Consider the following 21,496-nt stretch of genomic DNA (forward strand, 5'->3'; position numbering starts at 1 on the left):
CCTTGTCAGGGTACAAGGTTCTTCCGGCAAGCATTATTTTGCTGAATCGATTACAGTCTGAAGAGCTGCTTCTACTTCTTTCCTCAAAGCTTCTCCATTTTCTTTATCTTTTGCTTTGGCAGCTTCGTAATATTTTTGGGCGTTCTCTGAAAGTGAAGCATATACCTCTTCACCGACCAGGCGCTTAATGTCTTCACCAATAAGGTCAGTGAACAGAGCGCCTTCAAGAGCTGTGATTACCCCTTTATCCTCGCCCCAGTTCTCTTCGCTTTCTTCTAATTCATGGAGAGCAATTTTCGCAAAACCTCTGACTGCAGCATTATTTACAGCTGCCGGGTCAATCGTCTTCACATCAGTTTCCAGGTTGAACTGTTTTTCAATAATCTCTGCTTCTTCCGGTGCGTTCTTTACAAGGTAGCTGGCAATTGACTGGTAGAAGGCCCATCCTTCTGCCTGTTCAACTTTAGCCGCTTCGGCATCTTCTTTTGCCTCATTTGCGGCTTTAGTAGCATAACCATTTGGAACTGCAGCAGTTGCAAGGTAGAATGTCTTCATTAACGTTTTATCGACAACTTGTTGTCCAAGCTTGAATGCTAATTGGTCATCTGCCTCAACAGCCTTTTCCATTTCAGCGAACCCGCCGGAAATTGCATCCTTCATGTTCGTGCCATTAGCATCATCGCGTTTTTGGACTGTACCTTCAATGATTGCGTAAAATTCTTTTGCCTCTTCAATTTCTTCCTTCACTGCTTCTTTATCATCCCAGTTTTCAGCCACTTCGATAAATTCATGTTTCATCGTAGTATAAAATACTTTTTGCATAAGCTTATCGAAAATTTGTTTAACAACTACCTTATCCATTGAACCATCTTTTCCAGCCTGTAATGCTGTCGTGATGTGCTGGTCAACTGTATCTTCAAATTCCTGATCTCTCTTCTGGACTAGACTTTGAAGATTTTCGTTATAAAGCTTTGTTACTTTATCAAAGTCGACATCCTTGTTTTCCTTGGCTTTTTCAAGCTCGGTGACAGCTTCCTTATATACATCACCATACTCGACTTCTGTTTCCGCTTCTTCAGCTTCTGTCGTTTCTTCCTTTTTTACGGTTTCTTCTTGCTTTTTATCCTCAGGCTTTGAAGCTGTATCTTTATCCGCGCCACATCCAGCCAATACAGCACTCGCCATTATGAAACTAGCAAAAACTATTTTAAGATCTCGTTTTTTCATGATTGTATGCCCCCAATTGATAATTTCTTTTTTAAATGATAATGATTTTCAATCACAGTTGTTATTATAATCGAGAATGATTTTCACTGTCAACGAACTTTGTGAGAAAACTTTGACAAACTAATGAACATTGAAATTATCATGCCCTATTGTTAGAATTTCTGATGAATCTTCATCAACGCAAAAAAATCCCGCCATCAATGAGATGGCGGGATTTTTTTGTTGCTAGTTGATTAGATATGCTGCTGAAGACGTCCTGCAAGTGCTTCTTTTGGCTGGAAACCGATTACTTTATCAACCGGCTGTCCATCTTTAAGGACAAGCAATGTCGGAATGCTCATGATGCCGTATTGTGCTGCAGTTTCCTGGTTGTCATCCACATCAAGCTTCACGATTTTCACTTTGTCGCCCATTTCTGAATCTAATTCTTCAAGCACAGGAGCGATCATCTTACAAGGGCCGCACCATGGTGCCCAAAAATCAACAAGCACTAGGCCTGATCCTGTTTCGTTAGCAAAAGTTGCGTCAGTAGCATGTGTAATAGCCATTTGAATGCCTCCTAAAAAATCTGAATAATATCGTCAGTATATCATCGTTTACCAATTGATGCTATCTATATGCTCTTGTTGTAATTTACCCTCTTTGCATTTGAATATTCTTTAAAAAATGAAAAAACGGACGCTGTTCACGTCCGTTTTAATGTATTATTTTAAGCATTGACTTTGAGTTTTTTGAACTCTTCAGTAAGCATTGGAACGACCTCGAATAAGTCACCAACGATTCCGTAGTCTGCCACTTTAAAGATATTTGCTTCCGGATCTTTATTGATCGCTACGATGACTTTGGAGTTTGACATACCTGCAAGGTGCTGGATTGCTCCAGAGATACCAGCAGCGATATATAAGTCTGGTGTTACAACCTTGCCTGTCTGGCCAATCTGAAGTGAATAATCACAATAGTCAGCGTCACATGCACCGCGGGAAGCGCCAACCGCTCCGCCAAGGACGTCTGCCAGTTCCTTGAGAGGTTCGAAGCCATCTTCACTCTTGACACCGCGTCCTCCAGCTACAACGACCTTTGCTTCTGACAGGTCTACGCCTTCAGTTGCTTTGCGGACAACATCCTTGATGATTGTTCTTAAATCCTTGATTTCTGCTGAAACAGTTGATACTTCACCGGATTTGCCTGCATCTTTTTCCAAAGGAGCAATATTGTTTGGACGGATTGTCGCAAACAATAATCCATCAGTGACAATCTTCTTTTCAAAAGCCTTACCTGAATAGATTGGGCGAGTGAATACAAGATTGCCTCCCGCTTCCTCTACCGCTACCGCATCTGAAATGAGTCCAGAGCCCAGTTTGCTTGCGATTTTCGGTGCAAGGTCTTTTCCAAGGGATGTATGTCCGAAAATGATGCCCTCAGGATTTTCCTGCTCGATGACAGCCATCAATGCCTGTGAAAACCCGTCTGGTGTATATTGTGCCAGTTTGGCATCTTCTACAGCCACAACTTTGTCGGCACCATATTGATATAGGTCATTGCCTAAAGAACTTACAGATTCGCCAAGCAAGACTCCAACTACTTCTCCGCCCTCAGCAACTGTTTTTCCAGCCGCGATCGCTTCAAAAGAAACATTCCTAAGCTGTCCGTCACGCGCTTCTCCCAATACTAATACTTTTCTCGCCATTTGATTTACCTCCTGCGTATTTATTCTTCCTATATGTCTTAAACGACTTTTGCTTCTGTGTGAAGCAGGCTGACAAGTTCCTTAACCTGGTCGGCTAACTCACCTTGAAGGACTTTTCCTGCCTCTTTTTGCGGAGGAAGATAAATTTCGATTGTTTTCGTCTTAGCTTCCACATCGTCTTCATCAAGATCAAGATCATCAAGTTCTAGCTCTTCAAGAGGCTTTTTCTTCGCTTTCATGATTCCCGGAAGAGATGGATAACGCGGCTCGTTCAAGCCCTGCTGCGCTGTTACAAGAACCGGCAGGCTTGTCTCAATGACTTCAGAATCCCCTTCTACGTCTCTAGTGATTGTAGCAGTAGTTCCGTTGATTTCCAGTTTAGTAATGGTCGTTACATAAGGCATACCAAGTTGTTCAGCAACTCGTGGTCCTACCTGTCCGGATCCGCCATCGATTGCGACATTTCCGCCAAGGATCAAGTCGGCTTCTTTATCCTTCAGGTATTCAGCAAGGATTTTTGAAGTTGTGAACTGGTCTCCGTCTTCTATGTCATCTTCGATATTGATCAATACTGCTTTATCCGCTCCCATTGCCAGGGCTGTACGAAGCTGCTTCTCTGCTTCCTCGTTTCCGACAGAAACAACTGTTACTTCTCCGCCATGGGCATCCCTGACCTGGATAGCTTCTTCGATTGCATATTCATCGTAAGGGTTGATGATGAATTCCGCACCATCTTCATTGATTTTGCCGTTTGAGAGCGTGATTTTTTCTTCTGTATCGAATGTCCTCTTCATTAGAACGTAAATATTCATTTGTTCCCCTCCTAAGTATTCAAACATTTTAGCTGTTCTAAAGATTAGAAAAATTTATAACAAAAAATTTTGATGCTAAAAGTTTGCTTATCTGCCTTTAAACTCCGGCTGTCTTTTTTCAAGGAATGCCTTGATTCCTTCCTGGCCATCCTCTGACAGGAAGACATCGCCGAAGAGTTTCGCCTCATCTTTGACCCCTTTGTAAAAGGCTTCATGCTTCGTATAGTTTAAGAGTTTGATAGCTGCCCCAATGGATACAGGACTCTTCTTCGCAATCTTGCCGGCCAGCTTGTATGCGTTTTCAAGCAATTCCTCTTCTGGGTAGGCGTGGTTGGCGAGGCCGTATTGTACTGCTTCCACCCCTGTGATCGGATCGCTTGTGAACAGCATTTCCGCTGCTCTGGCAACACCAACATATCTTGGAAGACGCTGGCTCCCTGCAAATCCAGGAACCAATCCGAGCTGCAATTCGGGCAATCCTAATTTAGCATTTTCTGCGACAAGCCTGAAGTGGCAAGCCATTGCAAGCTCCAGTCCTCCACCCAGTGCAGCACCATGGATAGCTGCGATAATCGGCTTCGGAAAGTATTCCATGCGCTCAAAAAGATCTTGTCCATACTCTGCGAGCTTCCCAAAGTCTTCACCGGTTTTGATTGTGGTGAATTCCTTGATATCTGCTCCTGCAGAGAAGAATCTCCCTTCACCATGGATCAGGATGACCCTGACTTCTTCATTTCCCTCGATTTCATCAAGCACTGCCGATATTTCCTTTAGCAGTCCTGAAGCAAGGGCATTCGCTGGCGGACGGGCAATCGTAATTGTTGCAATCCTGTCCTCCGTAGACCATTTAAGATACTCCACATTTTCCCCTCCTTTTACATTAAGACAGGTTTCGCACAAGGGATGGGCCCCATGTGCGATACATGCCTTTTTACGTACCGTTTCCATAAGACCTGATAAACAGGAAGATGGAAAGGACTTGATTAAAGGACCGGTTTGGCACCGTGGTAACCGCAGCCGTTGATCAGCAGCTGGTGTACCGCTTCAGCCAGGTCTGGCAGATTGTATTTCTGTTCATTCATTACCCATGAAGTCACAGTTTCATCCACCGTACCAAAAATCATCTGCCTAGCAAGACGCAAATCCAGGGAGCCTGAAAACTCTCCATTCTCTATGCCTTCCAAAATGATTTTGTCGATCAGCATTAAGTAGCCTTTCAGCACCTCGTTGATTTTATGACGGAGGTCCTTATTCGACTGCCTTAGCTCCAGCTGGGTCACAATTGCAAGATGCCGGTCCTGGGAAAGCATTTTGAAATGCGTTTCGACCAACATGTATAATTTCTCTGTTGCTGTCTTTTTTCCTGCAATTTTTTCTTCGATATTTTCTACGAAGTAACCCATCTTCTCCTGGAACAGAGAAATCAGTATGTCTTCTTTATTCTTGAAATACAAATAAATGGTCCCGTCAGCCACTCCAGCCTGCTTCGCTATTTTAGACACTTGCGCCTGGTGATAGCCGTTTTCTGCGATAACGACGACTGCTGCATCAATTATTTGCATATACTTCGGCCTGTTTTTTTTCAATTCACTCACTCCCGCTCCAGGAAAAGCACAAGCAATAAATGCTAAAGTGGCACACTCCCGATTACGATTTTGTCTGCATTACTTTTTACTGAATGAATCGTCATTCATATTTTTATAATAGTATTCACTCACATTTCTGTCAAGGAAATGTGTTTCAATTGGACAAGCTTTCTTTGTCAAAAAGAAAGAGCCGATTAAGCCGGCTTTTAGTGTTAAGCTCGCTTTTGCTGATCTTCTAAACTTTTTGCTTTTTCTTCGTCTACAAGTGCTCTTCTGAGAATCTTGCCCACTGCTGTTTTCGGCAATTCTTTTCTGAATTCATAAAGTCTTGGTACCTTATAGGCCGCCAGATGCTTGCGTGAATACTCGTTGAGTTCTTCCTCGGTCGCCTCTGCACCTTCCTTCAGCACAATATAGACTTTTACCGTTTCTCCTCTGTAAGGATCTGGTATACCAGCCGCTACAACCTCCTGGACCGCAGGATGCTCGTAGAGGACTTCCTCGATTTCACGCGGATAGATATTGAAGCCTCCGGCAATGATCATGTCCTTCTTCCGATCGACGATATAAAAATAACCTTCGTCATCCATATAGCCAAGGTCGCCAGTCAGCAGCCAGCCATCCTTTAGGACCTGCTCTGTTTCTTCAGGCCTGTTCCAGTAACCCTTCATCACCTGCGGACCTTTTACAGCTAATTCGCCGATTTCACCAGGCGGCAGCGGCTCGCCAGTCTCCATAGAGAATATAGCGGCATCTGTATCCGGCCACGGGACGCCTATACTTCCTTTCACACGTTTTTTATCCCACAGGAAGTTAGCATGAGTAACCGGTGACGATTCAGTCAGGCCATATCCTTCAACGAGCTTCCCGCCTGTTACTTCCTCGAATCTTTCCTGGACCTCCACAGGCAGTGGCGCAGAGCCGCTGATACAGGAATCAATCGAGGACAAATCATATTTCTTAATATCAGGATGATTCAACAACCCAATGTAAATGGTTGGCGCGCCAGGAAAAAGTGTCGGCTTTTGTTTTTGAATCGTCTTTAACGTCGTTTCAGCGTCGAATTTCGGCAAAAGCACCATTTTTTGTCCCTGCATGACAGACAAAATCAAAACAGCTGTCATCCCATACACATGGAAAAACGGAAGGATCCCCAGGACGGTTTCTTGTCCCTCTTTGCATTTATACAGCCAGGCATTGCTCATTGCCGCATTCGCTATCAGGTTTTTATGAGTCAGCATGACCCCTTTCGGAAACCCGGTTGTTCCGCCTGTATATTGCAATAGAGCCAAGTCTTCTTCGAAATCAAGATCGTATTCCTTAATCTTGCCCGCAGGCTTTTTCATAATCTCGGTAAAAAGATGGTTCTGCCCTTCATGCTTCACGTTCACGATGAGGCCATACTGTTTTTTCTGGATGTAAGGATAGACGAGATTCTTTGGGAATGGAAGATAATCTTTGATAGCGGTTACAATTACATTCTCTAAATCCGTATTGGCGATGACCTTTGACACCCTAGGGAATAAAATGTCCAGGGTGATAATTGCTTTGGCACCGGAATCTTTCATCTGGTACTCAAGCTCTCTTTCCATATACAGCGGATTTGTTTGGACAACGATTCCGCCGGCCATCAGGATTGCATAGTAACTGATGATTGACTGAGGAGTATTTGGGAGCATGATCGCGACTCTGTCCCCTTTTTCAATTCCTAAGTCTTGTAAATAGGCAGCCAGTTTCTTCGCATAGTTGTAGACTTGCTTATACGTCAGTTCTTTGCCCATGAAATGGATGGCAACCTTCTCGGGGTACTTCTCAGCTGTTTGCTTAAGGTAATCCTGGACAGTTGCTTTTTGGAGATCCAAATGAGCAGGGATTTCCGGAGGGTATTGCGACAGCCACGGCTTTTCTACTTCCATCTTGACGCCTCCTTATTTAAAATTTTTTGAAAATTCTATCTCCCATTATAATATAATGGTCTTTTTATGACAATTAGAATAGTTTTTTGTAGGATAATAGGGACAAACACCCAAAAAATAATCAGATAGCAATCAATTTGCCCATTAAAAAAACCGCCATAAAAGGCGGTTTTCTACAGTTTTATGCAAAAAACATCATATAGATGATGCCGACCAACAGAAATACTCCGCATAGGATCAGCAAGATTTTTGCCAGTTTTTCCATCTGTTCAGATCCTCCTGTTTAAATTCCCGCCCCGATGATATACGACAGGCCGATAGAGATGACCATGGAAATCAGGCCAACTGCACGGTTGTCATTTTCTATTTCTATATCGATGTTGAACTTCGGTGTCAGGAATTCAAAAATAAAGTATCCAATCAAAAGCAGCAAGAAGCCGAAAACTCCCCAGCTGACCATTGTGAGAAGTGAATCATGCTGGTTGATAGAATGGCGGAAGATATTGGCTACACCGAAGATTTTCCCTCCGGTCGCCATCGCGACTGAAATATTCCCCTTTTTGATTTCATCCCAGTTCCGGTATTTAGTGACCAATTCAAAGACAGCCAGGAATACAACCATGCAGAGAATCGCCACACTGTAATAACCTGCTGTCACTACATATTCATTTTCCCAGAAATGCTTCATGTCCAATCTCCCTGAATATATTTTACCCCTAAGCCTATTATAATGGTTTCTGGAGTGGATTAATATTTTTTTCTCTGTTAAACAAGACTGTTGATTTTCGTTCCAGGCGCTTCGCTTTCCGCGGGGGAAGAATTATGAAAAAGCTCAAGTGCCAGCTTTTTCAAAGACCAAATTCTTCTTGGCTGGCGCTGAGCCTCCTCGTCGCTTTGCTCCTGCGGGGTCTCACCTGACCAGCTGCGCCCGCAGGACACTGAACAGCTTCCTCGAATCTGCCCACGCACGATGGAAATGCGTTAGCATTTTCGGAGGAGTCTACGCGCCTTCCACTACAATCAACAGGTGCAAAATCAACATTGGGCTTTAACAGAGCCATTTCTTTATCGTGTCATTATTTGAATTCCACTACCGTTACACCTGTTCCGCCTTCTCCAGCGTCTCCGAAGCGGATTTTCTTGACGGAGCGATGGTTGCGCAGATATTCCTGGACTCCCTGCCTTAAGGCTCCTGTTCCTTTTCCGTGGATGATGTTAACGCGCGGGTAGCCGGCAAGCAGGGCATCATCAATATATTTCTCGACTCTCATAAGCGCATCTTCATAGCGCTCTCCTCTTAGGTCAAGCTCAAGGCCTACATGGAAGTCCTTCCCTTTCACGGTGGCAACCGGTCTAGTTTCCACCGGCTTAGGCGTATTGATATATTCCATATCAGACTCTTTCACTTTCATTTTAAGAATGCCAATCTGTACTTGCCATTCTTTATCATTTACGCGGTCCACCAGGTGCCCTTTTTGGCCAAAGGTCAGAACATTGACCTCATCCCCAGGCTTGAATTCATGGCGGGCAGACTTCGCTTTGCCAGCATTCTTTACCTGGCTTTGCTCTGGTGTTGCCTCACTTAGGCGCCTTTTGGCATCAATCAATTCATGCTCTTTGATTTCAGCCCCTTTTTCCAGTCTCAGCTTCCGGAGCTCACGAATGACTTCTTCTGCTTCATCCTTTGCTTTTTCCACGATGGATGCCGCTTTGACTTTTGCTTTATCAGCAAGTTCCTCTTTTTTCTGATAATATTCAGCCATCTGCTTCTGCATGTCTCTATGAAGGTTTTCGGCATCCTTTAGAAGCTGGTGGGCCTCATCCCTGTCCTTTTCCGCCTGCTTGCGGCTGGATTCCAGGGAAGCAATCATATTTTCAACCTCATTGCTGTCAGCGCTGATATAAGACCTTGCTGTTTCGATGACAGAATCCTTCAGTCCCAGTCTCTTTGAAATCTCGAAGGCATTGCTTCGTCCCGGTACACCAATCAGGAGTTTATAAGTCGGGCTCAGTGTTTCGACATCGAACTCTACGCTGGCATTGATGACACCCTCACGATTATAGCCATATGCCTTCAGCTCTGGATAATGGGTCGTCGCAATGACTCTTGCTCCGCGCTTGTATACTTCATCGAGGATTGAGATTGCCAGGGCAGCACCTTCCTGCGGGTCGGTTCCAGCTCCAAGTTCATCGAAAAGCACAAGACTGTTATAGTCCACCTTATTAAGGATTTCAACGATATTGACCATATGGGACGAAAAGGTACTTAAGCTTTGCTCAATTGATTGTTCATCCCCGATATCCGCGTATACTGAACCAAATACAGCGACTTCCGACCCATCAAGTGCGGGGATTTGCAATCCAGCCTGGGCCATGAGTGTACAAAGGCCGACTGTCTTCAATGTAACAGTTTTACCCCCGGTATTTGGGCCGGTGATGACAATCGTCGTATAGTCACTTCCTAAAGTGATGCTGTTCGGGACAACTTCGTCTATTGAAATCAATGGGTGCCTTGCCTGAAAAAGATTGATTCGGCCTTCGTCATTGACGATTGGCTTCGAACCCTTGATCTTGCTTCCGTATCGGGCCTTCGCAAACATGAAATCAAGCTCGGCCATGATGACCACGATCTCCAGGAGCTCATCATGATGCTCAGCGGTCAGGGCTGAAAGCTCAGACAAAATCCGTTCAATTTCCTGCTGTTCTTTTACCCGGATGTTCTGCAGCTCATTATTCAGCTGGACAACCGATTGTGGTTCGATGAACAGCGTCTGGCCGGAAGAACTCTGGTCATGGATGATGCCGCCGTAATGGGATCGGTATTCCTGCTTGACCGGAATGACGAATCGATCATTTCTGATGGTGATGATGGCATCAGAGAGCATTTTTGAAGCACTTGATGAGCGGATCATGCTCTCCAGTTTCTCCCGTACCCTTGCTTCTCTTGTCCGCATTTGCTGGCGGAGCGACCTAAGCGCTTCACTCGCACCATCAAGAACTTCGCCGCCTTCATCGATTGCATTCCTGATCGACTCCTCCAGGTTCGCCAGTACGATGATGCCTTCAGTGTAGCTCAGCAATATCGGCACTTCGGTCACTTCCTGAAGGTCTTCGACGAAACGCTTCATCTGTCTGCTGGCATGCACCGTGCTTGCCACCTGCACCAGTTCAAGGGGACTGAGCGTCCCGCCAATCTGCGCTCTTTTCACATGTGGCCTGATGTCGTGAATGCCGCCTAACGGTACATTCCCTTTTAGCCTTAGAACCTTTGCTGCTTCATCTGTTTCCTCCTGCAAACGGGATACCTCGTCAAAATCGACCGAAGGCAATAGGGCTACTGCCTTTTCCCGCCCCAATGTGGATGATGTATGTTCTACCAGCTGGCTCCTGATTTTATCAAATTCCAATGTTTTCAAAACTCGTTGCTGCACAAAAATTTCCTCCTTCTTCCTAAGCGAAGGTTAATAGAAAAGCGTAAGCGCTTTGGTCAGCCCCGACAAGCGCTGGAGGGCCTGGAAGTGAAGTCGCTCTTTGACTTCATTGCCAGGACCGAAATCGAAAAGTATAGCCGACTGCCCAGAAACGCAGAAACTGGAGACTCCGACAAAGAAGCGCTTTTTGCTTCTGCCGGCGGAGTTGAAGTTTCGGAGTTTCTAGGAGGCGACACTAGACAATTCGAAAAGCGGAGGCGACTGCCCAACTCCGACAAGCGTTGGAGGGCCTGACTGTGAAGTCGTCCTTTGACTTCATTGGCAGGACCGTAACGTCTCGAGGAGTTAGGAGCCGCAGCTAGCCAAGCGTCTCGAGGGGCTAAGCGCTGGAGCTAGACATTTCTACAAAAGAATTAAAATTCCCTTATTGATCCCGGCCGTGCAGGAAATCTAGCAAACCTTTCAAGTCCAAAGCATTCAGGACAGATGATTTCTTGATCCATCCCTTTCTGGCGGCCGTTACGCCAATTTCCATGTGTTCCAGCGTGTCCACTTTATGTGCGTCCGTATTGATGACGATTTTAACGCCTTCGTCCTGCGCTTTTCTTAGGTACTCCGCCGCAAGATCAAGCCTGTTAGGATTGGCGTTCAGTTCAAGCGCCGTATTCGTTTCCTTCGCGAGTTTGATCAGCATCTCGATATCAACAGAATACCCCTCCCTGCGGCCAATCAGCCGTCCAGTTGGATGGGCGATGATATCAACATGTGCATTCTCTAAAGCAGTCTTCAGCCGATTCATGATTTTTTCTACAGGCTGTGAAAAAGAGGAATGGATCGACGCGATAACCAAATCCAGGTCAGCAAGCAGTTCATCCTCGAAATCCAGTGTTCCATCCGGCAAAATATCCATTTCAATTCCCGTCAAAATCGTGAAGTCATCGAATTTCTTATTCAGTTCCTTCACTTCTTCCATTTGCTTCCTTAAGCGTTCCGGCGTCAAGCCGTTCGCTACCTTCAGATACTGTGAATGGTCGGTGATGGCCATGTATTTATAGCCTCTCGCGATACATTCCATCGCCATTTCTTCAATTGAATGGCCGCCATCGCTCCATGTTGAGTGCATATGAAGATCCCCATTGATGGCATCAAGTGTAATGAGTTCCAGATCTTTTTTGTATAACTCAACTTCCGAGCCGTCCTCCCGTAATTCTGGCGGAATGAAAGGAAGCCCAAAATATTGATAAAATTCCTCTTCTGACTTGAATGTGGTGACTTCCCCCGTCTCTACGTTCTCCACACCATATTCGCTGATTTTCTCTCCGTTTTCCTTCGCCAGCTGCCGCATTCTCACATTGTGGTCCTTTGAGCCGGTAAAATGGTGGAGGGCTGTCGCGAATTCCTCAGGATCAACAAGACGGAAATCCACATTGACATCATAATCAAGCCCAAGGGTAACAGAAACCTTCGTATCGCCTGCAGCAATGATTTCTTTGATTTTTGGAAGCCTGACCAGCTCGTCCTTAACAGCAGACGGATCAGTGGAAGCGATGATGAAATCCAGGTCCTTTATTGTCTCTCTCATCCTTCGCAAGCTGCCCGCTCTTGAAAATTGGTCGATATCTTTTATCTTTTGAAGATACGATTCAATTAATTCAGCAACCGGAAGCATATAGGCAATCGGAAGCCTTTCCGGTCTCACTCCAAAATTTTCAACCGCAGCGAGAATCTTTTCTTCTGATTTTTTGCCAAATCCTGCGAGGTCCCGGATTTTCCCCGCCTTCGCAGCTTCCTCCAAGTCATGGATACTCTCCACACCCAGTTCTTTATACAGCTTGGCGATTTTTTTGCCGCCCATTCCAGGCAGCTGCAGCAACGGAATGAGACTGTTCGGTACCTCTTCCTGTAATTCTTTCAGCTCGGTCGACTGACCTGTTTCCATAAACTCCTGGATGACTCCTGCAGTGCCTTTGCCAATTCCTTTGAGTTCAGTCAGATCGCCTATTTCCGACATGCTCCGTTCATCGCCCTCCAGAGCTGCCGCAGCTTTTCGGAACGCGGATACTTTAAATGGATTTTCACCTTTTAATTCCATATATATAGCAATGGTTTCAAGTAATTGCACGATATCCTTTTTATTAACAGACATGAACTCCACCTGCCTTCTCGATTTCTCGACCGGTTTTTATAACCCCGACTTGGTCATTGTCTTCTATTTTATAGAAAACAAGCCCCACTGTGAAATTAAATGAAAACTTTTCGGCCGGATAAAAAAAACTTCTCCGCAATAGAGAAGTTATGCAGCCATGTATTCAATCCAGAGTTGCTTGATTTGCTGAGAGAATACCGGGGTATTTTTTATGATGTTTTCGGCTAGAATTGAATCGTTCAATGGTCCCTGGATCGCCTGGATTGGCAGCAGGGCTGCAATGTAAAGAACGAGGAACAGCAGCAGGTAAACTTCGATAAAACCTAGAAACCCTCCTGCCCAGACATTCAACTGCTTCAGGATTGGCAGGTGTGCCACAAAATCAAGCATGGATCCGATAATCTGGAGCAGGATTTTCACCGCGAAAAAGATAGCCGCAAACGCGATAGCCCGATAATAGGCATCTTCTAAATTGGCATTCTCAAATATGAGATTCAATGTAGAATTGCTGCCGAGGTTCGGATATGGAATCCATAGAGTCAGCTTGGGAGCAAGCTGGTCGTAATATAGGTACGCAACAACGAAAGCTGCGATGAAACCGGCCAAATGGATGGTTTGCAGGATGAACCCCCTCTTCAGTCCTACAATGAAGCCCATGACCAATATAGCCAAAACAGCAAGATCAAGCATGAATTATTCAGTCCTTTAACCTTTTAATTTCCGCTTCGAGCGATTCAACACGATCTTTCATTTTTATGTAATCATTAACAGCATTCACAGCCGTCAACACAGCTAATTTACTAGTATCAAGTGAAGGATTCGCTGAACCGATTTCCCGCATTTTATCATCTACCATTGAGGCAATGAGCCGGATATGGCTGGTGCTTTCTATGCCGACTATTGTATATTGCTGTCCATATATATCGACAGTCGACCGATTTTTTTTTGTGTCTGACAACATTTATGCCCCCATTCATAAGAATCCTATTCTATACTATATCATGAACGTAAAACGCTGGGAAGTAGTTGCCTGTCAGATTGATATGGTTTTTGGAAGAAAATGTCTAACTTTAACAAGGAGTGTAGAGCCATGGGAAATAGTGTCCTTCAAAAAAGACCGGAAGAAATCAGAAAGATGAAAGAGTATTACAGCAAGTTCCTGATCGATAAACTTCCGCCCGGCAGTGTTTTTGCCGCAAAAACACCTTCCTGTGCGATCACTGCCTATAAATCCGGGAAAGTTTTATTCCAGGGAAAGGACGGAGAAAGTGAAGCAGCAAAGTGGGGCACTGTAACAGCACCTGCAGCCAAAAAGAGTGCTGCGCCAGCACCGGGTGCCCATTTGCCGAAAAATATCGGGGAAATGGCGATCATCGGTTCCGATGAGGTGGGCACCGGCGACTATTTCGGTCCAATCACGGTTGTCGCCGCCTATGTCAGGAGACAGGATATACCTGTGCTGAAAGAGCTTGGAGTCCAGGATTCCAAGAATCTCAAGGACGATAAGATCATTGAGATTGCGAGACAGCTAGTCACCTTTTTGCCTCACAGCCTGCTGACCTTACATAATGAAAAATACAACCAGATGCAAATGAAGGGCATGTCACAAGGGAAGATGAAAGCCCTGCTGCACAATCAGGCCATCAACCATGTTCTTGATAAAATCGCCCCAGAAAAACCGGAAGCGATCCTGATTGATGAATTCGCTAAAGAACCTATTTATTTTGCACATTTGAAAGGCCAACGTCAAATCATCCGGGAAAATGTCCTGTTCAGCACAAAGGCAGAAGGAATCCATCTAGGGGTCGCAGCCGCATCGATGATTGCCCGTTATGCTTTTGTTCGACATTTTGAAAACCTTAGTAAACGCGCAGGTTTCACCATTCCAAAAGGCGCCGGCGCTGCAGTTGATAAGGCAGCGGCCAGGCTGATTCTTGAAAAAGGTGTGGATGTGCTGCCCGAGTTCGTCAAACTTCATTTTGCTAATACTGAAAAAGCGAAGAAGATTGCGCGGGTGTAAAACGAAAGCTGGAATTTTTTGCTCGGGTGTTGACCTGGTAATTGGAAAATCACTCGGGTGTTGACCTGGAAACTGGAAAAAATGAGCTGTTTTTTCCAGTACGCGGAATTATGCTGGATTTTCACGGAATTAGTATCAAGTTTCGCGGGAATCCCTAGCTGGATCGCGGAATCCCATCGCTAGCAGAGTTCAAACGCTATAATTGACTGTAATCACGTTGATTTTCTCGGTTGATTAGCTATTCACCAAGATTTCCACCTGGTCATTGGATTATATTTTCGCGATTCTCCCTCAGAATCCCATAATAAAAAGGCAGCCCGCGGGCTGCCTTTTTAACATTTATCCTCTTAATACTGCTCCAGCTTTTTCTTCAAGTGCAGCAAGGACTTTATTGTGTGCTTTTGCAATGTCTTCATCTGTCAGTGTCTTTTCTGGATCAAAGTATTTCAAGGAGAACGCAAGTGACTTCTTGCCTTGCTCCATTTTTTCACCTTCGTAAAGATCGAAAACATTTACTTCTTTTAAAAGTGATCCGCCAGCTTCGGTGATGATCTTCTCCAGGTCACCGGCTGCCGTCCCTTTGTCAACAACAAGGGCAATATCCCTTGTGATCGATGGGTAGCGCGGGATTGCTGTGTATTGAAGCGGTGCCGTTTCAGCTTCCAACAGAGCTTTAAGCGACAATTCAAAAACATATGTTTCTTTCAGGTCGAGTGATTTTTGCATGGTTGGGTGAACCTGGCCGATAAAGCCGATCACTTTATCGTTCAACAAGATTTCACCCGTACGTCCTGGGTGCAATCCATCAAGCTCAGCCTTCTGGAATCCAAGCTGGCTCTCTAGGCCAAGCTTGGCAAACAAACCTTCAACGATTCCTTTGAGAACAAAGAAATCAACAGGCTTCTTCTCGCCCTGCCATGGATGGCTTTCCCACAGGCCAGTGATCGCGGCAGCCAGGTGCTCTCGCTCTTCAGGCAGCTCGTCATTGCTGTTCTTCAGGAAGACTGCTCCTGTTTCATAAACAGCGACACTATCAATCTGGCGAGCATTATTGTATTTCAACACTTCCAGCAGCTGAGGCACGATGCTCAGGCGTAGAAGGCTTCGGTCTTCACTCATCGGCATTGCCAGTTCAACCGGTTCGCGCTGGTCCAACGCATACTGTGTTGCTTTTTCAGCGCTTGTAAGTGAATAAGTGACTGCCTGATACAAGCCTGCTCCTTCCATGAAACGGCGGACCACACGGCGTTTTTTCTGGTATTCAGAAAGATGCCCAGGTGTGGATGGACCTATAGGAAGAGTAGTCGGCAGATTGTCATAGCCATACAGACGGCCTACCTCTTCGATTAAATCTTCCTCGATGGTGATGTCGCCGCGGCGCGTCGGCACAGTCACCGTGATTGTCTCATTGTCGACGGAAGTTTCGAACTTCAGTCGGGCAAAAATTTCTTCGACCTGCTTCATTTCAAGTTCTGTACCGAGAACTTTATTGATTTTTCCAAGAGTGGTTGAAACAACTGCAGGCTTAACCTCCAAAGCATCAGCTTCGACAACTCCGCCTAGTACTTCACCGCCGGCAAGCTCGATCATTAGTTCAGCAGCACGTTCTGCAGCAGGACGGACTCTCTCAGGATCCACACCTTTTTCATAGCGAGAGCTTGCTTCGCTGCGCAAGCCATGGTCTTTTGAAGCTTTGCGGATCGCTCCTCCTGTGAAATAAGCGGACTCTAACATGACAGTCGTTGTGTCACTGCTGACCTCTGAATTCGCTCCGCCCATGACACCTGCAAGAGCTACTGGCTCAGTACCGTTTGTGATGACCAGGTGGTCCGGAGTCAACATACGTTTTACATCATCAAGCGTTTCAATCACTTCGCCATCCTTCGCACGGCGCACAAGGATTTCTTTTGAGCCCAATTTATCGTAATCGAATGCGTGTAGCGGCTGTCCGTACTCCAATAAAATGAAGTTTGTGATATCAACTACGTTATTGTGTGGACGGATGCCTGCAGCCATCAGCCTTGTTTGCAGCCAAACTGGAGATGGACCGACTTTGACATTCTTGATTACTTTCGCAACGTATAGAGGATTATCTTCTTTTGCATCCACTGTCACATTGATATAGTTACTTGCTTGTTCTGATGAAGTTTCAGGCTGTGGATTTGGCAGCTTAACTTCTTCTCCAAGGATGGCTCCAACTTCGTATGCAACACCAAGCATACTCATCGCATCAGCACGGTTTGGCGTCAGACCAAGCTCAAGGATTTCATCATCCCTGTTTAAGACTTCAAGAGCGTCCTGGCCGATTTCTGTCTCAGGAGTGAAATTGTAGATTCCTTCTGCATACTCTTTCGGCGCAAGCTTGCCTTCAATGCCAAGTTCCTGAAGTGAGCAAATCATCCCGTGGGATTCTTCTCCGCGAAGTTTTGCTTTTTTAATTTTGAAGTTGCCCGGCAGAACAGCACCAACCGTTGCAACCGCCACTTTTTGGCCTTTGCCGACATTCGGTGCGCCGCAGATGATTTGTACCGGTTCACCTGTACCGATGTCAACAAGTGTCTTGTTCAGTTTTTCAGCATTTGGATGCTTCTCGCATTCAAGAACATGCCCGACAACGACGCCCTTCAAGCCTTCATTCAATTTTTCTACGCCTTCTACTTCGATGCCGCTTTTGGTGATTTTTTCGGCAAGCTCTTCAGCAGATACGCCTTCCAAATCGATATATTCCTGCAGCCATTTATATGATACCAACATGGTTTTACCCTCCTAATCCTTATTCTTCAACCGAAAATTGCTTCAAGAAGCGGACATCGTTCGTGTAGAAATGACGGATATCATCGACGCCATACTTGAGCATCGCAATACGCTCAGGCCCCATACCAAACGCGAATCCAGTGTATTTCTTTGAATCGTATCCAGCCATTTCAAGTACATTAGGATGGACCATCCCTGCTCCAAGGATTTCGATCCAGCCAGTTCCTTTACATACGCTGCAGCCTGAGCCGCCGCAAATTTTACAAGAGATATCCATTTCGACAGATGGCTCAGTGAAAGGGAAGAAACTTGGACGCAGACGGATTTCTCGGTCTTCGCCGAACATTTTCTTCGCAAAAACTTCAAGCGTTCCTTTCAGATCGCTCATTCTGACATTCTCATCGACGACAAGGCCTTCAATCTGCATGAACTGGTGGGAGTGAGTTGCATCGTCGTTATCGCGGCGATACACTTTCCCTGGGCAGATGATTTTTACAGGACCCTTGCCCTGGTGTTTTTCCATCGTCCTTGCCTGGACAGGAGATGTATGTGTGCGCATCAATGTTTCTTCGGTGATGTAGAAGGAATCCTGCATGTCACGTGCCGGATGTCCTTTCGGAAGGTTCAGCGCTTCAAAGTTATAGTAGTCTTTTTCGACTTCAGGTCCTTCTTCAACTGTATAGCCCATGCCGATGAAAAGATCTTCGATTTCCTCGATGATGCTTGTCAGCGGATGATGGCTGCCCGTCTTAACAGGTCTTCCTGGAAGAGTAATATCGATTTCTTCAGCTGCCAATTGCTTTTGGACGGCTGCTTCCTCAAGATCCTTTTGCTTTACTTCGATCTGGCCGGAAATCGCATCGCGGACTTCGTTGGCCAGGGCACCCATCTTCGGTCTTTCCTCAGCCGATAACTTGCCCATCCCTTTCAAGACTTCTGTGATTGGACCTTTTTTTCCAAGATAGGAAACGCGAATATCATTCAATTCCTTTAGGTCAGCAGCTGCGGCCACTTTTTCAAGCGCCTCAGCCTGCAGTTCTTTTAACCGATCCTGCATTGGTAAATCCTCCTTCATTTTCTCTTTTTTGAACACAAAAAGACCTCATCCCGGATAAAGGGACGAGGTTCATGGTTATCGCGGTACCACCCTTTTTAACAGGCAATACAGTTATGTATTACGTGTTCGCTTCATTGAGATAACGGCTTGTGCCGATGCATCTTTACGCTAAAAAGCGGTCCCGATGCCAACTCTGGAGGTGAACTTCGCTTGTCTGTTCCATAAAAATGCTTCCAGTCACCGGCATTTTCTCCCTGAATGGCCATCTTCAAGCTACTTTTCTCCGTCATCGTTTTTGAAATATTAATTTTGCTGTTAATTATAGTATATTCTTTCCGCAGTATCAAATGGTTTTATGAAAAAACGAGCCTATTTTGCTGTTTTCAAATAATATAGCAGGATACCTGCTGCGACTGCGACATTCAGCGATTCGCTCTGGCCGTAGATTGGGATATAAAGATTTTGCGTTGTTTTATCCAGCAACTCTTTATTAACGCCGCTTCCTTCATTTCCAACGAGCAGGGCGAAGGCATCATTATTTTCAGCCTCTGTAAAAACAACTCCATTTTCTAGAGCCGTTCCAAAGACTGGGATGTTTTCAGACTGAAGTTCAGAAATCCATTCTGAAAGGTCTCCACTTATAACCGGCAAATGGAAGTGACTTCCCTGCGCAGAGCGCAATACCTTCGGATTATACATATCGACACTGCCCTTCCCAACAATGACTGCATCAATCCCTGCAGCATCAGCCGTGCGGATCATCGTCCCAAGGTTGCCCGGATCCTGGACAGAATCAATAAGTAAATAGGTTTTTCCATTTGTTTGCGGGTTCTTTGGCTGTCGGCATATAGCAAATATGCCCTGAGTTGTCTCAGTGTCAGCAAGCTGCCTGCTGATTTCATCCGTTACCACCGTAACAGGAATGGAACCGTAATCCAGGCTGGAAGGCAACTCCGTTTTTTCGCTTAAAATAATCTCTTCAACATCTTCTTTTTTCGATAGTGCTTCTTCAACTAAATGGAAGCCCTCAACAAGGAACATGCCGGTCTTATCGCGTTCCTTGCGCGTAAGCAATTTCTTCCACTGTTTAACTTGCGGATTTTTATCAGATTGAATGTACTTCAATTCTGGCTCTCCTTTATTATGGCTTGTTCAATTTTACTATTATAGCTCAAAACGGATACATAATAAAACCAAAATTGTTAAAGCTATAACCAGCAATGGAAATTTGAAAGGAGTTTGAGGAAAGATGAACCTTAACCTTAGAAACGCTGTAATTTCAAATGTAGCAGGAAATACGCAAGACGAGCTTAAAGATACAATCGTCGATGCCATCCAGAACGGCGAGGAAAAAATGCTTCCTGGACTTGGAGTGCTGTTCGAAGTCATCTGGCAGAATGCTTCTGAACAAGAAAAGCAGGAAATGCTGGATGCTCTGGAATCAGGCTTAAAAGGGAAATAGTTTTTTGGAAGGACTCCTTAATGTTTGAGGGGTTCTTTTTTTATAAAGTAAACATCTCGTTTTCTATTTTATGGAAAAAGCAGAGAATAAGGTTATTTCCGTAGAGATTCTGGCTGTTTTTGTAGAGATTATTATTAATTCCGTAGAGAATATAGTCATTTGCGTAGTGACTTTCCCTAACTCAGGAGTAAATACCGGTCCAAAATGTAGTGATGAAAGAGAACTTTCGTTTATAGGCAAAAAAAATTGTCCAGAAAACATTTTCTGGACAACTAAATCTCATTTTTTATTCAAAAGTAAGTTTTTCAACTGTTTCTTTATCAAGTCGTTTGATGACTTCAATGATCAATTTAACTGCGTTCTCGTAGTCATCACGGTGAAGCATCGCTGCGTGTGAATGAATGTAGCGTGTCGCGATTGTGATGGACAGCGCAGGTACACCGCGGTGTGTAAGGTGGATCGCACCTGAGTCTGTGCCGCCGCCAGCTACTGCGTCAAACTGGTATGGAATGTTCAGCTCGTCTGCCAAATCCGTTACAAAATCACGAAGGCCTTTGTGTGACACCATTGATGCATCATAAATGATGATTTGCGGACCGTCACCCATTTTGCTTAGAGCTTCTTTTTCAGTAACACCTGGAGTGTCGCCGGCAATACCTACATCGACACCAAAACCGATATCAGGCTCGATTGATTGGGCAGATGTTTTCGCTCCGCGAAGACCAACTTCTTCTTGAACGGTTCCTACGCCATAGACAACGTTTGGATGCTCAGCATCTTTTAGACCTTTTAGGACATCGATGGCGATCGCACAACCAATGCGGTTATCCCATGCTTTTGCAAGCAGCATCTTTTCGTTGTTCATAACTGTGAATTCGAAGTAAGGAACGACCATGTCGCCAGGAGTGACTCCCCATTCCTTCGCTTCATCACGGCTTGATGCACCGATATCAATGAACATATCCTTGATATCAACAGGCTTTTTACGAGCTTCAGCAGGAAGGATATGTGGCGGTTTAGAACCGATCACCCCAGTTATTTCACCTTTGCGGGTTACGATTGTCACACGTTGTGCAAGCATAACCTGGCTCCACCAGCCGCCGACTGTCTGGAAGCGGATGAATCCTTTGTCATCGATGCTTGTCACCATGAATCCTACTTCATCAAGGTGGCCAGCTACCATGATTTTAGGGCCGTTTGCATCTCCAACCTTCTTCGCAATCAAGCTTCCCAGGCCATCTGTTGTTACCTCATCAGCAAATGGAGTTATGTATTTCTTCATTACTTCCCTTGGCTCACGCTCATTGCCGGGAATGCCTTTGGCATCGGTCAAATCTTTTAGCATTGTTAATGTTTCATCTAATTTAGCCATTATTTCGACTCCCTTAATATGTATTT

18 protein-coding genes and 1 other annotated feature are annotated in these 21,496 nt (G+C 45.1%); of the genes, 2 read left to right on the top strand and 16 right to left on the bottom strand.

The annotated features are described in order from the left end of the window. Positions 1 to 33: 33 nt before the first annotated feature. The 12 genes from QNH36_RS17930 to zapA form a co-directional block, all read right to left on the bottom strand. Positions 34 to 1,227 (bottom strand): hypothetical protein, encoded by a 1,194-nt coding sequence (locus tag QNH36_RS17930; RefSeq protein WP_283903913.1) that lies wholly within the window; start codon positions 1,225 to 1,227, stop codon positions 34 to 36. Positions 1,228 to 1,460: 233 nt separating this feature from the next. Further along, positions 1,461 to 1,775, bottom strand: a complete 315-nt coding sequence (gene trxA / locus QNH36_RS17935) for a thioredoxin (protein WP_144477543.1) — start codon at positions 1,773 to 1,775, stop codon at positions 1,461 to 1,463. 161 nt (positions 1,776 to 1,936) lie between these two features. Continuing rightward, positions 1,937 to 2,914 (bottom strand): electron transfer flavoprotein subunit alpha/FixB family protein, encoded by a 978-nt coding sequence (locus QNH36_RS17940; protein WP_144477540.1) that lies wholly within the window; start codon positions 2,912 to 2,914, stop codon positions 1,937 to 1,939. Between the two features lie 38 nt (positions 2,915 to 2,952). After that, the gene (locus QNH36_RS17945) at positions 2,953 to 3,726 is read right to left on the bottom strand and encodes an electron transfer flavoprotein subunit beta/FixA family protein (protein WP_144477537.1); all 774 of its coding nucleotides are present in this window, start codon (positions 3,724 to 3,726) and stop codon (positions 2,953 to 2,955) included. A gap of 87 nt (positions 3,727 to 3,813) precedes the next feature. Continuing rightward, positions 3,814 to 4,587: an enoyl-CoA hydratase gene (locus tag QNH36_RS17950; RefSeq protein ID WP_144477534.1), complete on the bottom strand. Its 774-nt coding sequence runs from the start codon at positions 4,585 to 4,587 to the stop codon at positions 3,814 to 3,816. A gap of 122 nt (positions 4,588 to 4,709) precedes the next feature. Continuing rightward, complete coding sequence (locus QNH36_RS17955; protein WP_144477531.1) at positions 4,710 to 5,312, bottom strand: fatty acid metabolism transcriptional regulator FadR; 603 nt, start codon at positions 5,310 to 5,312, stop codon at positions 4,710 to 4,712. A gap of 212 nt (positions 5,313 to 5,524) precedes the next feature. After that, entirely contained in the window at positions 5,525 to 7,228 is a 1,704-nt protein-coding gene (locus QNH36_RS17960) for a long-chain-fatty-acid--CoA ligase (protein ID WP_283903914.1), read from the bottom strand. A gap of 283 nt (positions 7,229 to 7,511) precedes the next feature. Beyond that, entirely contained in the window at positions 7,512 to 7,916 is a 405-nt protein-coding gene (locus tag QNH36_RS17965; RefSeq protein WP_283903915.1) for a DUF350 domain-containing protein, read from the bottom strand. Positions 7,917 to 8,304: 388 nt separating this feature from the next. Continuing rightward, on the bottom strand, positions 8,305 to 10,659 hold the full coding sequence (locus QNH36_RS17970) for an endonuclease MutS2 (RefSeq protein WP_283903916.1): 2,355 nt from the start codon (positions 10,657 to 10,659) through the stop codon (positions 8,305 to 8,307). Between the two features lie 424 nt (positions 10,660 to 11,083). Next, entirely contained in the window at positions 11,084 to 12,805 is a 1,722-nt protein-coding gene (polX, locus tag QNH36_RS17975) for a DNA polymerase/3'-5' exonuclease PolX (protein ID WP_283903917.1), read from the bottom strand. Between the two features lie 147 nt (positions 12,806 to 12,952). Further along, the gene (locus tag QNH36_RS17980) at positions 12,953 to 13,495 is read right to left on the bottom strand and encodes a CvpA family protein (RefSeq protein ID WP_283903918.1); all 543 of its coding nucleotides are present in this window, start codon (positions 13,493 to 13,495) and stop codon (positions 12,953 to 12,955) included. Between the two features lie 7 nt (positions 13,496 to 13,502). Then, entirely contained in the window at positions 13,503 to 13,763 is a 261-nt protein-coding gene (zapA, locus tag QNH36_RS17985; protein ID WP_144477805.1) for a cell division protein ZapA, read from the bottom strand. A 132-nt stretch (positions 13,764 to 13,895) separates the two neighbouring features. Between zapA and rnhC the strand changes: the two genes are divergently transcribed. Beyond that, positions 13,896 to 14,825: a ribonuclease HIII gene (gene rnhC / locus QNH36_RS17990; protein WP_283903919.1), complete on the top strand. Its 930-nt coding sequence runs from the start codon at positions 13,896 to 13,898 to the stop codon at positions 14,823 to 14,825. A gap of 339 nt (positions 14,826 to 15,164) precedes the next feature. On the opposite strand, the gene pheT is transcribed toward rnhC, so the two are convergent. The 3 genes from pheT to QNH36_RS18005 all read right to left on the bottom strand — a co-directional run bounded on the left by pheT (position 15,165) and on the right by QNH36_RS18005 (position 19,761). Beyond that, the gene (pheT, locus tag QNH36_RS17995) at positions 15,165 to 17,579 is read right to left on the bottom strand and encodes a phenylalanine--tRNA ligase subunit beta (protein ID WP_283903920.1); all 2,415 of its coding nucleotides are present in this window, start codon (positions 17,577 to 17,579) and stop codon (positions 15,165 to 15,167) included. A gap of 19 nt (positions 17,580 to 17,598) precedes the next feature. After that, entirely contained in the window at positions 17,599 to 18,636 is a 1,038-nt protein-coding gene (pheS, locus tag QNH36_RS18000; RefSeq protein ID WP_144477507.1) for a phenylalanine--tRNA ligase subunit alpha, read from the bottom strand. 55 nt (positions 18,637 to 18,691) lie between these two features. Then, positions 18,692 to 18,935 (bottom strand) — a binding site (T-box leader). A 70-nt stretch (positions 18,936 to 19,005) separates the two neighbouring features. Then, complete coding sequence (locus QNH36_RS18005) at positions 19,006 to 19,761, bottom strand: TrmH family RNA methyltransferase (protein ID WP_144477504.1); 756 nt, start codon at positions 19,759 to 19,761, stop codon at positions 19,006 to 19,008. Between the two features lie 124 nt (positions 19,762 to 19,885). On the opposite strand from QNH36_RS18005, the gene sspI reads away from it, so the two are divergent. Beyond that, positions 19,886 to 20,098: a small acid-soluble spore protein SspI gene (gene sspI, locus QNH36_RS18010; RefSeq protein WP_144477501.1), complete on the top strand. Its 213-nt coding sequence runs from the start codon at positions 19,886 to 19,888 to the stop codon at positions 20,096 to 20,098. Between the two features lie 286 nt (positions 20,099 to 20,384). Here sspI and QNH36_RS18015 read toward each other — a convergent pair whose 3' ends face one another. Continuing rightward, positions 20,385 to 21,470 (bottom strand): M42 family metallopeptidase, encoded by a 1,086-nt coding sequence (locus QNH36_RS18015; protein ID WP_144477498.1) that lies wholly within the window; start codon positions 21,468 to 21,470, stop codon positions 20,385 to 20,387. Between the last annotated feature and the right edge of the window lie 26 nt (positions 21,471 to 21,496).

It is taken from the genome of Mesobacillus sp. AQ2, assembly GCF_030122805.1.
Lineage (GTDB): Bacteria > Bacillota > Bacilli > Bacillales > Cytobacillaceae > Mesobacillus > Mesobacillus oceanisediminis_A.

Coding starts and splice junctions, on each gene's coding strand:
- QNH36_RS17930 (WP_283903913.1), bottom strand. CDS start 1,227: ATGAAAAAACGAGATCTTAAAATAGTTTTTGCTAGTTTCATAATGGCG.
- trxA (WP_144477543.1), bottom strand. CDS start 1,775: ATGGCTATTACACATGCTACTGACGCAACTTTTGCTAACGAAACAGGA.
- QNH36_RS17940 (WP_144477540.1), bottom strand. CDS start 2,914: ATGGCGAGAAAAGTATTAGTATTGGGAGAAGCGCGTGACGGACAGCTT.
- QNH36_RS17945 (WP_144477537.1), bottom strand. CDS start 3,726: ATGAATATTTACGTTCTAATGAAGAGGACATTCGATACAGAAGAAAAA.
- QNH36_RS17960 (WP_283903914.1), bottom strand. CDS start 7,228: ATGGAAGTAGAAAAGCCGTGGCTGTCGCAATACCCTCCGGAAATCCCT.
- QNH36_RS17965 (WP_283903915.1), bottom strand. CDS start 7,916: ATGAAGCATTTCTGGGAAAATGAATATGTAGTGACAGCAGGTTATTAC.
- polX (WP_283903917.1), bottom strand. CDS start 12,805: ATGTCTGTTAATAAAAAGGATATCGTGCAATTACTTGAAACCATTGCT.
- QNH36_RS17980 (WP_283903918.1), bottom strand. CDS start 13,495: ATGCTTGATCTTGCTGTTTTGGCTATATTGGTCATGGGCTTCATTGTA.
- rnhC (WP_283903919.1), top strand. CDS start 13,896: ATGGGAAATAGTGTCCTTCAAAAAAGACCGGAAGAAATCAGAAAGATG.
- pheT (WP_283903920.1), bottom strand. CDS start 17,579: ATGTTGGTATCATATAAATGGCTGCAGGAATATATCGATTTGGAAGGC.
- pheS (WP_144477507.1), bottom strand. CDS start 18,636: ATGCAGGATCGGTTAAAAGAACTGCAGGCTGAGGCGCTTGAAAAAGTG.
- sspI (WP_144477501.1), top strand. CDS start 19,886: ATGAACCTTAACCTTAGAAACGCTGTAATTTCAAATGTAGCAGGAAAT.
- QNH36_RS18015 (WP_144477498.1), bottom strand. CDS start 21,470: ATGGCTAAATTAGATGAAACATTAACAATGCTAAAAGATTTGACCGAT.